The 13,021-nt window shown below is 70.4% G+C and carries 11 protein-coding genes; 5 read left to right on the forward strand and 6 right to left on the reverse strand.

All coding sequences use genetic code 11. The features are described 5' to 3' along the window. Positions 1–447: 447 nt before the first annotated feature. Positions 448–852 carry a BLUF domain-containing protein gene (locus tag ASE22_RS04650; RefSeq protein WP_056355609.1) on the forward strand — a complete coding sequence of 135 codons (405 nt, stop codon included), beginning with the start codon at positions 448–450 and terminating at the stop codon, positions 850–852. Positions 853–1,249: 397 nt separating this feature from the next. On the opposite strand, the gene ASE22_RS04655 is transcribed toward ASE22_RS04650, so the two are convergent. The 5 genes from ASE22_RS04655 to ASE22_RS04675 form a co-directional block, all read right to left on the reverse strand. Then, positions 1,250–2,047 carry a GDSL-type esterase/lipase family protein gene (locus tag ASE22_RS04655; RefSeq protein WP_235536497.1) on the reverse strand — a complete coding sequence of 266 codons (798 nt, stop codon included), beginning with the start codon at positions 2,045–2,047 and terminating at the stop codon, positions 1,250–1,252. Positions 2,048–2,116: 69 nt separating this feature from the next. Further along, positions 2,117–5,542, reverse strand: a complete 3,426-nt coding sequence (locus ASE22_RS04660; RefSeq protein WP_056355611.1) for a chromosome segregation SMC family protein — start codon at positions 5,540–5,542, stop codon at positions 2,117–2,119. Positions 5,543–5,586: 44 nt separating this feature from the next. Then, positions 5,587–6,330 carry a thioredoxin domain-containing protein gene (locus tag ASE22_RS04665; RefSeq protein WP_056355613.1) on the reverse strand — a complete coding sequence of 248 codons (744 nt, stop codon included), beginning with the start codon at positions 6,328–6,330 and terminating at the stop codon, positions 5,587–5,589. 125 nt (positions 6,331–6,455) lie between these two features. Beyond that, positions 6,456–7,154 carry a DsbA family protein gene (locus ASE22_RS04670; RefSeq protein ID WP_056355615.1) on the reverse strand — a complete coding sequence of 233 codons (699 nt, stop codon included), beginning with the start codon at positions 7,152–7,154 and terminating at the stop codon, positions 6,456–6,458. Further along, on the reverse strand, positions 7,151–7,741 hold the full coding sequence (locus tag ASE22_RS04675) for a DUF721 domain-containing protein (protein WP_056355617.1): 591 nt from the start codon (positions 7,739–7,741) through the stop codon (positions 7,151–7,153). Before ASE22_RS04675 ends, ASE22_RS04670 begins: the two co-directional genes overlap by 4 nt. Before the next feature lie 14 nt (positions 7,742–7,755). Here ASE22_RS04675 and mutY point away from each other — a divergent pair, with 14 nt between their 5' ends. Next, positions 7,756–8,793 carry an A/G-specific adenine glycosylase gene (gene mutY, locus ASE22_RS04680; RefSeq protein ID WP_056355619.1) on the forward strand — a complete coding sequence of 346 codons (1,038 nt, stop codon included), beginning with the start codon at positions 7,756–7,758 and terminating at the stop codon, positions 8,791–8,793. Positions 8,794–8,803: 10 nt separating this feature from the next. After that, positions 8,804–9,697 carry an NAD(+) diphosphatase gene (gene nudC / locus ASE22_RS04685; RefSeq protein WP_056355621.1) on the forward strand — a complete coding sequence of 298 codons (894 nt, stop codon included), beginning with the start codon at positions 8,804–8,806 and terminating at the stop codon, positions 9,695–9,697. A 133-nt stretch (positions 9,698–9,830) separates the two neighbouring features. On the opposite strand, the gene ASE22_RS04690 is transcribed toward nudC, so the two are convergent. Beyond that, complete coding sequence (locus ASE22_RS04690; protein ID WP_056355623.1) at positions 9,831–10,730, reverse strand: prephenate dehydratase; 900 nt, start codon at positions 10,728–10,730, stop codon at positions 9,831–9,833. Between the two features lie 160 nt (positions 10,731–10,890). Here ASE22_RS04690 and ASE22_RS04695 point away from each other — a divergent pair, with 160 nt between their 5' ends. Beyond that, positions 10,891–11,520, forward strand: a complete 630-nt coding sequence (locus ASE22_RS04695; RefSeq protein ID WP_056355625.1) for a c-type cytochrome — start codon at positions 10,891–10,893, stop codon at positions 11,518–11,520. Between the two features lie 294 nt (positions 11,521–11,814). Beyond that, on the forward strand, positions 11,815–12,972 hold the full coding sequence (locus ASE22_RS04700; RefSeq protein ID WP_056355627.1) for a phosphoserine transaminase: 1,158 nt from the start codon (positions 11,815–11,817) through the stop codon (positions 12,970–12,972). Positions 12,973–13,021: the final 49 nt, after the last annotated feature.

Raw genomic sequence — 13,021 nt, forward strand, 5'->3', positions numbered from 1 at the left:
CCTTTCGGGCCTTTCGACCGCTATGCCCCCCCCGACGTCGTACCTCTGCGCGTATGCGGACGGCTGAGGTCGCACGTACGAATGCCGACAGGCGCACCGGATCACGTGCCCGCTGCGGATATGGTTCTTATAGTTCGAGCATGTCCGCTCTCGGGAAGTGCGTGAATAGACCGAGACGACTGATATTAAGGCGCAAACGGCCATCCGAAAAACGAGGACCATGGGCAAATGGCCATGCGCCGCCCTCCCATCATCGTGCGCCGGAACGAAGCCCGCGCCCGCCTGTCCCGCTCCGCAGGCAGCCAACCGAAACGCCCGTCGATGCACCGCTTCGCCTAAAGTCTATCTTGAACTGGACCGTTTTGGCGCGCCATGCATTGCCACCTTTACGATTTGTCAGCGCCGCGCCGGCAATGAGACGTATCAACAAAACAATGCGGGTCGATCGTGCTTTTCCAACTCACCTACATCAGTACCGCGAGCCCCTCGCTGATATTGTTCGACGTCGAAACGATCCTCGAAGGGTCCCGCCGGCGTAACGGCCGCGACGATATAACCGGGCTGCTGATCTTCGACGGCAAGCGCTTCCTGCAGGTGCTCGAGGGGCCGCTCGACCATGTCGAGGCGACCTTCTCGCGGATCGCGTTGGACAAGCGGCATCGGGCGCTGGTGCGGCTGTCCAGTCGCCATGTCGACAGGCGCGAATTCGGCGCCTGGGCGATGGCGTCGCACATCGTCGGGCCGGTGACGGGCAAGGGCGACATGGTGGCGCAGGTCGAGGCGCTCACCGAAGCGCTGCCCGATCCGAATCTGCGGGCCACGTTGCGGGGCTTTGCCCAGATCAGGGGGTAAGGTCCGGGCGGCGGCAAGGAAGCCCCCCGCCCGCCTGTCCCGCGGCGCCGGCGAGCGCCCGCCACGCCGGACCGCCTTGCAATGTAGGACCCCGTCTGCTCCGATCGGCGCGCATCCGCCTGCGACGGCGTCGATGCCTCCTTCTCATGACCGGTTATGGAAAGCGCCCCGTTGCGGACCTGGCGTCGTCGAGGACCTCCGTCTTGCGGCTGGCGGCTTGCCCTTCGCGGGCCCGCGGCCGGGCGGGATCGCCCCGGTCCGGAGGGCGCGACATAAAAAAATAAAAAAACGAACGTGCAACCCCATGCACCCGGGTTTGGACATCCTGTTGCCCGGATTTCGCGGTCCGCCGCCCGCCCCGCACGCCCGTCCCGCCGGCGCGGTCCGGTGCCGGCGATCAGGAGGTGCCGGCCGGTTCCTCGCCGCGGATGGGCGCCTTGGGCGCGAGGTAGCGCTGGATGATCGAGGTCCAGCGCTGATAGCCCCGGGCGTTCAGGTGGAGCCCGTCGACGCTGTAATATTGGGCGTCGGGCTTGCCCGCGGGGTCGAGCAGCGCGCCGCCGACGTCGACATAGTCGAAGCCGATCGTCGTCGCCTGGCCCCTGATCGCGGCGTTGGCGGCGGTCATCCGCGCGTAGAGGTCCCAGCGCAGCGGGGTCGGCTTCATCGACAGATAGGCGATCCGTGCCCGCGGCAGGTCGCTCCGCAGCCGGGCGAGCAGGGTCAGCACGTCGGTCGCGGTCGTTTCCGCCGTGGCCCCGCCCGCGATGTCGTTCTCGCCGACATAGACGATCACCGTCGCCGGCTGCAGCCCCGCGACGACCTCGTCATAATGATGGAGCACGTCGGCCGTCGTCGCGCCGCCGAAGCCGCGGTTCAGCGCGTGCATCGCGGGGAAGCTCATCCCCACGTCCCACAGCCGGATGCTGGAGCTGCCCAGGAACAGCGTCGACACGCCGTCGACCGGCAGCGGCCGGGCCGCGAGCGCCGCGACCTCGGCGTCGAAACGCTGCGTCACCTGGGGGCGGCGCTCGCCCTTGGGGGCGGGCAGGCCGCCCGACCGCTCCGGGGTCAGCGCCTCGACCGCGCGACCGGCGGGTCCGGCCGCCGCCGCGCCCGCGCCTGCCCCTGCGGGCAGCGCCACCATCGCCGCGATCGCCGCCATCATCGTCACCGCCGTCAATAGCCGTCGCATGCGCCTCGACCCCGCCGGCGGCGGCCGGTCCATCCGTGCCGCCGCTGCCCAAAAGACGCGGGTGCGAAGCTATTCCGCCGCGAGCAGCTGCTCCGCCCCGCTCAGATCGACCGAAACGAGCCGGCTGACGCCGCGTTCCACCATCGTCACGCCGAACAGCCGGTGCATGCGGCTCATCGTCACCGCATTGTGGGTGACGATCAGGTAGCGGGTTTCGGTCTCGCGGGTCATCGCGACGAGCAGGTCGCAGAAGCGTTCGATATTGGCATCGTCGAGCGGGGCGTCGACCTCGTCGAGCACGCAGATCGGCGCCGGGTTGGTCAGGAACAGCCCGAAGATCAGCGCCACCGCGGTCAGCGCCTGCTCGCCGCCGGACAACAGGGTGAGCGAGCTGAGATTCTTGCCGGGCGGCTGCGCCATGATCTCCAGCCCCGCCTCCAGCGGATCGTCGCTGTCGATCAGCGCGAGATGCGCCTCGCCGCCGCCGAACAGCGTGATGAACAGCCGCCGGAAATGGCCGTTGACCGCCTCGAACGCCGCCAGCAGCCGCGCCCGTCCCTCGCGGTTCAGGCTGCCGATCGATCCGCGCAGCCGGTTGATCGCCTCGTACAGCTCGTCGCGTTCGGAGATGCTGGTGGCGTGCTGGCCTTCGATCTCGGCCAGTTCGCTCTCGGCGACGAGGTTGACCGGGCCCAGCCGCTCGCGATCGGCGGTCAGCCGTTCGAGCCGCGCCGATTCGGCCGCCGCCTCGCCCACCTCGTCGGAGACGAAGCCGACCTTCTGGGGCAGCACCGGCGCGGGGCATTCGAAGCGTTCGCCCGCGATGCGGCCCATCTCGACCCGGCGCTGCTCCTGGTTCTCCAGCCGGGCCTGGGCCCCCGCCCGCGCCTCGCGCGCCGCCGCCAGCGTCTCGCCCGCCTGCGCGGCTCCGGCCTCGATCGCGCGCAGCTGGTTCTCGGCGACGCGCTCGGCCTCGCGCGACGCCTCGGCCTGCTGCTCGGCCGCGCGGGCATCGGCGCCGACCGATGCGATCAACGCCGCGAGCTCCTCGGGCCGCCCGTCGAGCGCCTTGCTCTCGGTCTCGATCGCGGCGGCACGGGCGTCCATCTCGGCGATGCGGTTGGCGGCGTCGCCCGCCCGGGTCTTCCAGCTCTTCGCCTCGCCGCGTGCCGCCTGCTGGCGCTGGGCATCGGCCGAGGCCGCCTGCGCCAGGGTCATCGCCTGCCCGCGCGCCTCGAACAGCCGGGCGCGCACCGTCTCGCTCGCCTGCCGCAGCCGGTCGACCTCGGCGCGGGTCGCCTCGCCGTCGGGCAGCGCGAGCATCGCCGCCATCTGCGTCTCGACCAGCCCGCCCGCCTCGTCGGCCTCGGCCTTGGCGCGGGCCTGCCGCTCGGCCATCGCCGCCTGCTGCGCGGCGAGACGCTCGATCGCGGTGGTCGCCTGGTCCTCGTCGCGGATCGCGTTGCGCTGGGCGGCCTCGGCCCGGCCCTGTTCGCTGCGCGCCGCGTCGATCGCCAACCGTGCGGCCTGGGTCGCGCCATTGGCCTCGGCCAGCGCCGCCTGCGCGGCCTCCAGCTCGGCGCGGGCGCCCGGCAGCGCCGCTTCCAGCTCGGCGAGCCGGTTGGCGCGGACCAGCCGTTCGGCGGCGGCGGCCCCGACGTCCGCGGCGAAGAAGCCGTCCCAGCGCCGCATCCGCCCGTCGCGGGTGACGAGCCGCTGCCCGGCCGCCAGCGCGATCGAGCCGTCGTCCACATCGACCACCGCGACCTGGGCGAGCCGGCGGCCCAGCTCGGCCGGGCCCCGGACATGGTCGGCGAGCCGCTCGGTGCCCGCGGGCAGCGCCGGGTCGTCGCCCGCCGCCGCCGCACCCGACCAGCGCAGCGGCCCGTCGCCGCCGACCGCCGCGTCGAGATCGTCGCCGAGCGCCGCCGCCAGCGCGCGTTCATAGCCGGGTGCGGCGCGGACATGGTCGATCGCGCGGTCGCCCTTGCCCGCCGCGCTCGCGGCCTTCTCCAGCGAGCGGGCCTCCGATTCGAGCGCCGCCAGCGCGGCCCGCGCGGCGCCGCTCGCCGCCTCGGCCTCGTCGCGGCGCTGGGCGGCGGCCGCGCGCGCCTCCTCGCCCGCGCCGATCGCGCCCATCGCCTCGGCGATCGCCCGCTCGGCGACCTCGCGGGCGGCGACCGCGGCGGCGCGGCGGGCGACCAGCGGCGCCTCGTCGCCCAGCGCCGCGAGCTCGCGGGCGACGCGCTGCAGCTCGGCCTGCGCGCGGTCGAGCCGCTGGCGCGCGGCGGTGAGGTTGGCCTGCGCCACCCGCATGTCGGCCTGTTCGGCGGCGTGGGCGGCCTGCGCCTTGGCGACCGCCAGCTCGGCCTCGCGCGCCTCGGTCTCGGCGTCGCGGACCTGCGAGTCGACCGCCGCCTGGCGCACCGTCGCCTGCTCGATCCGGCGGGCCAGCGTCTTCTCCTCCTCGGCGAGTGCCGTCAGCGCGGCCGCCGCGTCGATCGCCAGCCGGTCCTCGCGCGCGCGGTCGCGGCCCAGCGTGTCGCGCGACTGCGCAAGGTCGGCGATGCGGCGGCGGACGCTCTCGAGCTCGCCGGTCAGGGTGGCGAGCCGGTGCGAGAGCCCCGTCGACCGCTCGCGCGCGGTCTGCGCCGCCTGCCGCGCATCGCCGACCGTGCGGGTGGCGTCCGCCTGCTGCCCGGCGATCGCCCGCTGCGCGTCGGCCGCCTGCGCCACGCTCGCCTCGGCGGCGGCGGCCTCCTTGCGGGCGGCATCGGCGGCGGCGGCGGCATCGCGCCAGCGCGCGTAGATCAGCCGCGCCTCGGCCAGCCGGATCTGCTCGCTCAGCATCCTGTAGCGCTCGGCCGCACGCGCCTGCCGCCGCAGCGACGCGGTGCGGTTCTCCATGTCGGCGATCAGGTCGTCGAGCCGCGACAGGTTGGTCTCGGTCGCGCGCAGCTTCTGCTCGGCATCCTTGCGGCGGACGTGCAGCCCGGCGATGCCGGCCGCCTCCTCCAGCATCTGGCGCCGCTCGGCGGGCTTGGCGGCGATCACCGCCGCGATCCGGCCCTGGCTGACCAGTGCCGGCGAATGGGCGCCGGTCGCGGCGTCGGCGAACAGCAGGCCGACGTCCTTCTGGCGGACGTCGCGCCCGTTCATGCGATAGGCCGAACCGGCGCCACGCTCGATCCGGCGGGTGACCTCGACCTCGCGATCCTCGTCGGCCTCCGCTTCGGGGCGCTCGGTGAACAGCGTGACCTCGGCGAAGTCGCGCGCCGGCCGGGTCGTGGTGCCGGCGAAGATCACGTCCTCCATGCCGCCGCCGCGCATCGACTTGGCGCTCGATTCGCCCATCACCCAGCGAATCGCCTCGAGCAGGTTGGATTTGCCGCAGCCATTGGGACCGACGATGCCGGTCAGCCCGCGTTCGATGATCAGCTCGGCGGGCTCGACGAAGCTCTTGAAACCGGACAGGCGGAGCTTGCGGAAGCGCATCGGCGGCTCAGCTTTCCTCCACCGGCGCGCATCCGCGCTTCACCTCAGCGCACCCGTTCGCGCAGCTTGGTCTCCAGGCCGGCCCAGTCGTAGACGCCTTCCTGCCGCTCGCCGTTGATCAGGAAGTTCGGCGTGCCGTCGACCTTGTCCTCGTTGGCGCCGTGATCGCGGATCTTGAGCAGCTCGGCGAGCGCGGCCTTGTCGGAGATGCAGGCCTGGATGCGATCGGCGGGAACGCCGCGCGCCTTGAAGAAGTCGCCGAGCCCGGACAGTTCGATCAGCTTGGTGAACTGCTCCTGCTGCGGCAGCGCGCCGACCGAGCGCAGCGTCGCCTCGTCGACCGAGTTGAACTTGCCGACCCAGTCGGTCTGGGTGGCATAAAGCTGCTCGACGAACGGGAAGAAGGTCTCGGCGCCCTGGCAGCGCGCGACCAGCGTCGCGGCGACGTCGAGCGGATTGAGCACGAAGTTGCGATATTCCCAGCTTACCTTGCCGGTGCGGATATAATTGTCCTTCAGCGGCCCGCTGCCCACCTTGGTGAAGTCGCGGCAGTGCGGGCAGGTGATCGAGGCATATTCGACCAGCTTCACCGGCGCATCGGGATTGCCCATGCGGAAGCCGCCCTCGGGCGTCTTGACGAGTGTCTGGGTCCAGTCCTGGCCGGAATAGGGCGCGGCAGGCGCGGCCGGGGCCGCGGTGTTGGTGGCGGCGGTATCGGATTCCTTCTTGCCGCAGCCCGTCACCATGATGGCCAGGCCGAGGGCCGCGAAGGCCAGCGTCTTCTTCATGTGCTTATCGTCTCCACGCCGCGGATGCAGGATATCGGGTCAGTGATAGCGGGGCCGCCGCCGCGCGCAAGGGCGCAAAAGCCCCCGATCGGCCGAGCGGCCGGCCGGCGCCCGCTTGGCGTCCCCTATTTCAGCGCCGCCTTGATCAGCGGCTCGAGATCCGACCAGGCATGGACGCCCTCCTGCCGGGTGCCGTTGATCAGCACGAGCGGCGTGCCGGGAATCTGGTCGCGCTGCCAAGCGTAGCCGGCCATCTGCCCCAGCTGTTCCTTGGCCTTGGTATCGGCCATGCAGGCGGCATAGGCCTTGGGCGTGACGCCGCGCTTCGCGAAGAAGCTGTCGAAGCCAGCCGCCCTGGAGACCGCCGCCATCTTCTCGTCGCCCGATTTCTTGTCGAAATCCGGCATGTCCTTGGCGGTCAGCCCCTTCTGCATCCAGTCCGACTGGGCCGCGAACAGCGCCTCGAGCGATTCGAGATAGCGGGTCGGCGGCTCGCAGCGCAGCAACAGCGAGGCGACGAAGTCGTAACCGTCGCGCACCGCATGGCGCACTTCGAAGCTGACCAGGCCCTTGGCGATATAGTCGCGCTGGAGGGCCGGCATCGACTGGGTCGACAGGTCGGCGCAGTGCGGGCACGTCAACGACAGATATTCGACCAGCTTCACCTTCGCCGCCGGATTGCCGACGACGATCGCGCCTTCCGCCGTGCGCGCGGTGACGGCCAGCCAGTCATGCTTCGCCGCGGCGGGCCTGGTGGCCGCGGGAAGCGCGGCGGGCGACAGCAGGGCGAGTGCCAGACCGGCCCGGACGAGAATCGAGATCACCGGTCGCTGTCTCCGGATGCGATGACGGGAGGGCCGCTGGTGGCGGCAAGCGCGCCGGCCAGCGATTCGAGGCAGGCGCGCAGTTCGGGATCGCCGACCAGGCGCAGGCTTTCGCCGAGCTCGACGGGCACCGGCCTGAGCGACGGCGGCGCGACCCGGCCGCGCGGGGGTTGCGGCGGCGCGGCGCAGGCACCGGCCTTGATCGCGATCCGCGCGACCGCCGAATAGCCGAAGAAGCGGTTTACCCGTTCGATGATCGTCGGCGCGACATGCTGGAGCATCGTGCCGTGCGAGCCTTCGACCGTCAGGGTCAGGATGCCGTCGGCGCGCCGCCCCTGCGGGAAGCGGATCGATTCGGGAATCGAGACGCGCGCATAGCGTTCGCCGACGATCTCCGCCCAGCGGCTGACCACCGAGCTCTGGACGAAGCCGAAGCGGCGGAAAGCCGCCCGGCCGACATCGGGGACCATATCCGCCACGGCCCGCGCCGCGCCGCCGCGCGGCCGGGGTTCCGGCGGGCGCTTGGCGGGCTTGCCGCCGGCCGTGGGGAGTTTTCTATTGCCGGTTTCGTTCATCGCGCGCTTCATGCCATAGGCGCCCCATGTCCGTCGATGCCGTCCCTGAAAATTTGCTGGCCTGGTACGATGCCCATCATCGCCGCCTGCCCTGGCGTGCGGGACCGGGCGGGGTGCCGACCGATCCCTACCGGGTCTGGCTGTCGGAGATCATGCTGCAGCAGACCACCGTCGCGGCGGTGAAACCCTATTTCGAGCGCTTCACCGCGCGTTGGCCGACCGTGGCCGACCTCGCCGCGGCCGACGATGCCGATGTGATGAGCGCCTGGGCGGGCCTCGGCTATTATGCCCGCGCCCGCAACCTGGTCGCCTGCGCGCGCGCCGTTGCCGACGACCATGGCGGCGCCTTTCCCGACAGCGAGGCGGGGCTCCGGACCCTCCCCGGCATCGGCGACTACAGTGCCGCCGCGATCGCCGCGATCGCCTTCGGCCGGCGAGCGGTGGTGGTCGACGCCAATGTCGAGCGGGTGGCGAGCCGGCTGTTCGCCTTCGACAGAGAACTCCCCAAGGCGCGCCCGGCGCTGCGCGCGCTGGTCGACCGCATCACGCCCGACCGGCGCGCCGGCGATTTCGCCCAGGCGATGATGGACCTCGGCTCCTCGATCTGCACGGTCCGCGCGCCACAATGTCTGCTCTGCCCGCTGACCGACGGTTGCGACGCGCGGATCGCCGGCAATCCCGAGGATTATCCGGTCAAGGCTGCCAAGAAGGCCAAGCCGCAACGGCTCGGCACCGCCTTCTGGATCGAGGACGACGACCGCGTCTGGTTGGTCCGGCGACCCGGCAAGGGCCTGCTGGGCGGCATGCGCGCGCTGCCGAGCGGCCCTTGGTCCGACGACGATCCCGGCCTCGCGGGCGCCCCGCTCGACGCATCGTGGCGGGATGCGGGGTCGGTCGATCATGTCTTCACCCATTTCGCGCTGAAGCTTCGGGTGATGGCCACGGCCCACCCCACCCATGCCGGCGACGGCGAATGGTGGCCGATCGACGGCATCGCGGACGCCGGCCTTCCCACCCTCTTCGCGCGCGCCGCCGCCCGCGCTATCGCCAGCCGCGACGCTTAAGGAACAGACGATGGCCACCTTCCCAGCCCCCGGCTTCACCGGCTCGCCCCTGACTCGACTCGATATCGAGCGCGACGCCTCGGCCTTTTTCGAGGAGCAACTCGCCAACCCGGCCGCGCGCCTGCTGCGTCTCGACGGGCTGAAGCCGGTCCTGGACGAGGACGGCCGGCTGAGCTGGGGTCCGATGTCCGAAGCGCCCGGCGATACCGCGCTGGCGATGCTCGGCCTGATCGACGGCGCGCCCAGGTTCGTCGCGCTCGCGGGTAGGCCCTTGGGCGGCGACCAGCGCAACGAATCGATCGCGATCGCCCGGACGATGACCGAGGCCGGCGACGGCGCGACCTATGCCGCCGCCCGCTCGCTGGTCGACTGGCATGCACGGCACCGCTTCTGCGCCAATTGCGGGCGGATATCCACGGTGGCACGTTCGGGCTGGGCGCGCTTCTGCCTGACGGCGGACGGCGGCTGCGGCACCGAGCATTTTCCGCGCACCGATCCGGTCGTGATCATGCTCGCCGAACATGACGGACGCGTCCTCCTCGGCCGCAACCTCCGCGCGCCCTATGGCTTCTACTCGGCGCTGGCCGGCTTCCTCGAGGTCGGCGAGTCGATCGAGGAGGCGGTCGCCCGCGAGTTGCACGAGGAAGCCGGCGTGGTGGTGACAGCCGTCCGCTACGTCACGAGCCAGCCCTGGCCGTTCCCGTCGCAGCTGATGATCGCCTGCATCGCGACGGTCGAGAGCGACGCCGTGACGCTCGACACCAACGAACTCAGCGACGCACTCTGGGCGACCAGGGACGAGGTCCGCGCGGCGTTGGCGGACGATCCCGACAGCGCGTTCCGGGTGCCCTTCCCGATCGCCATCGCCAATACACTGCTCACCGCCTGGGTGAACGGAGCGTAGGACTCCACCGGATCCGCGAAAATCGAACGTCATCCCGCGCAGCCGGGATCTCCCTTCCGTCGGTCCACTGGACCGAACGATATCAAGGCAGTGAGATTCCAGCTTTTCGCTGGAATGACGAATGGCGTCTGCGTTACCCGAAACCGCGTTCGCGCGCCCGGGGATAGGTCCCCAGCAGCCGCACCCATTTGGTGTGGAACGCCAGCTCCTCCAGCGCGCGGCGGATGTGCGGCTCGTCCGGATGGCCCTCGATATCGGCGTAGAATTCGGTCGCCGAGAAAGACGCCCCGCGCTGGTAGCTTTCCAGCTTGGTCATGTTGACGCCGTTGGTCGCGAAGCCGCCCAGTGCCTTGTACAGCGCCGCCGGGATGTTCTTCACCGCGAAAATGAAGGTGGTCATCAACGGGCCGTCGTCGATCGCGACATCGCGCCCTTCGCGGGCGAGGACCACGAAGCGGGTCGTGTTGTCGACCGAGTCCGAGACATTCTCCTCGACCACCTTGAGCCCGTAGATGCCCGCCGAGATCGACGGTGCAAGCGCCGCAACATGCGGATCGCCCGCCTCGGCGACCGCCGCGGCGGCGCCGGCGGTATCGGGGAAGGCGACCGGCGCGATGCCGTTCGCGCGCAGCCAGTGCCGGCACTGGCCCAGCGCCTGCGGATGGCTCATCACCTGGGTGATCTTGCCGTGGCCGGGCAGCGCCATCAACGTATGCCTGACATGCAGGAAGTGCTCGCCGATGATGACGAGCCCCGACTCGGGGAGCAGGAAATGCATGTCGGCGACGCGGCCGTGCAGAGAATTCTCGATCGGGATCACGGCGCAGTCGGCGTGGAGGTCGCGCACCGCGTCGAGCGCATCCTCGAAGCTGAAGCAAGGCACCGGCAGGCTGTTGGGAAAGGCTTCGAGCACGGCGATGTGCGAATTGGCGCCGGGCGCCCCCTGAAAGGCCACGGCCCGGGCCGGATCGGCTTCCGCGGCGGTGGTCATTTCGGCGACGAGCGCCTGGGCGGGGGCTGGATAGTTCTGCATGATGCGCGCGGATTAGGCGGGCGCCGGAGCGACCGCAAGCCGCGCCGCAACATATTCGCGCGTTCCAACGCTTGCGGAGCCACCGAAGCGATTATAAAGGGGGCGCGAATTCAGCGTGGGTTCTTCCCTCCCACGTCACCAATGGGAGCTGTAGGGGCACATGGACGATCGCGCGAACACGATTGCCGGCTGGGCGCTGGCTGGCGGCATTGCCGCCTTGGGCCTTTCGATCCTGAGCGGCGAATATTTCAAGGCCGAGCGTCCGGAAAAGATGGGCTATGTGGTCGAGGGCGTCGAGGAAGAGGGTGACGCCGGCGGCGCCGCCGCCGCCGAGAAGCCGATCGCCTTCTACCTTGCCAGCGCAGATCCGGCGAAGGGCGCCGACGTGTTCAAGAAGTGCGCCGCCTGCCACAACGCCGCGAATGGCGGCCCGAACGCCCTCGGCCCGAATCTGTGGGGCGTGCTGGGCGAGGGCGTCGGCCAGGGCGCGCACGGCTTCCCCTTCTCCGACGCGCTCAAGTCCAAGGGCGGCACCTGGGACTGGCAGAATCTCAGCGACTGGCTGAAGAGCCCGAAGGCGTTCGCGCCCGGCACCAAGATGACCTTCGCGGGCCTTTCCAAGCCCGAAGATCGCGCCAATGTGATCGCCTATCTGAACCAGCAGAGCAACGCGCCGCGCCCGATGCCGGCGGTTCCCGCCGAAGCGGCGGCCCCGGCGGCCGAAGATGGAGCAGCCGACAACGCCGCGGCCCCGGCCGAAGGCGGCAACGAGGCGGCCCCCGCCAAATAAGCGACCTGCATCGCTACAGGACAGAGCCCCGGGGTTTCGCTCCGGGGCTTTTTCTTTGTCCGGCGCAGCGTGCGAGCGGGATCCCCTGCCTCCCACAGCGCCATATCCGCGAAGGCGGATGACAGACGGTCACTAACGCACTGATATTTGGTGCCTAACTCCACCGTGCATCACTCCGTCGATATTTTACTCCCGACCCTTTTCGGTCATTGACTTACCCCACCCCATCTCTAGAAGCGGCGGCGGGCCACGCTGTCCCAACGCAGCGCGTGCTCTCTGTGAGGAGAGTCTTAAATGACTGATTTTGAACGCCCGGCCTCCAAGCCGGTACGCCCCCATTTCTCTTCCGGTCCCTGCGCCAAGCCGCCGGGCTGGGCCCCCGAAAAACTCGCTACCGGTTCGCTCGGACGCTCGCACCGTTCGAAGCTCGGCAAGGCGCGCATCAACCATGCGATCGACCTGACCCGCGAGATCCTCGGCATCCCCGCCACCCATCGCATCGGCATCGTCCCCGGATCGGATACCGGCGCGGTCGAGATGGCGCTGTGGAGCATGCTCGGCGCCCGCAAGGCGACGATGGTCGCCTGGGAGAGCTTCGGCGAGGGCTGGGTCACCGATGTCGTCAAGCAGCTGAAGATCGAGGCCGACGTGGTCAAGGCGCCTTATGGCAGCCTGCCCGACCTCGCCGCGCTCGACCAGTCGACCGATATCGTCTTCACCTGGAACGGCACCACCTCGGGCGTTCGCGTCCCTGACGGCGCCTGGATCCGGGACGACCGCGAGGGCCTGACGATCGCCGATGCGACCTCGGCCTGCTTCGCGATGGACCTGCCCTGGGACAAGCTCGATGTCGTCACCTTCTCCTGGCAGAAGGTGCTGGGCGGCGAAGGCGCGCACGGCATCCTGGTGCTCGGCCCCCGCGCGGTCGAGCGGCTCGAAAGCTATGTCCCGGCCTGGCCGTTGCCGAAGATCTTCCGCATGACCAAGGGCGGCAAGCTGATCGAGGGCATCTTCAAGGGCGAGACGATCAACACGCCGTCGATGCTGGCGATCGAGGATTATATCCACAGCCTCGAATGGGCGAAGTCGATCGGCGGCCTGGCCGAACTGATCGCCCGCGCCGACGCCAATGCCGCGGCGCTCGACGCCTGGGTGCAGAAGACCGACTGGATCGACCATCTCGCGGCCGATCCGGCCTCGCGCTCGAATACCTCGGTGTGCCTGAAGTTCGCGGACGGCGCGGTCGAGGGTCTCGACGACGAGGCGAAGCTCGCCCTCGTCAAGAAGATCGCCGGCGCGCTCGAACTCGAGGACGCCGCCTATGACGTCGCGGGCTATCGCGACGCCCCTCCGGGCCTGCGGGTCTGGTGTGGCGGCACCGTCGACACCGCCGACGTCGAGGCGCTCGGCCCCTGGCTCGACTGGGCCTGGGCGCAGGCCCGCGCGGCGTAACGGCCCCTTCCTCCACCCAATCCCCCTATTGCGTCACCCCAGCGAAGGC

Origin of the sequence: Sphingomonas sp. Root720, assembly GCF_001428605.1 — a bacterium.
Classification (GTDB): domain Bacteria; phylum Pseudomonadota; class Alphaproteobacteria; order Sphingomonadales; family Sphingomonadaceae; genus Rhizorhabdus.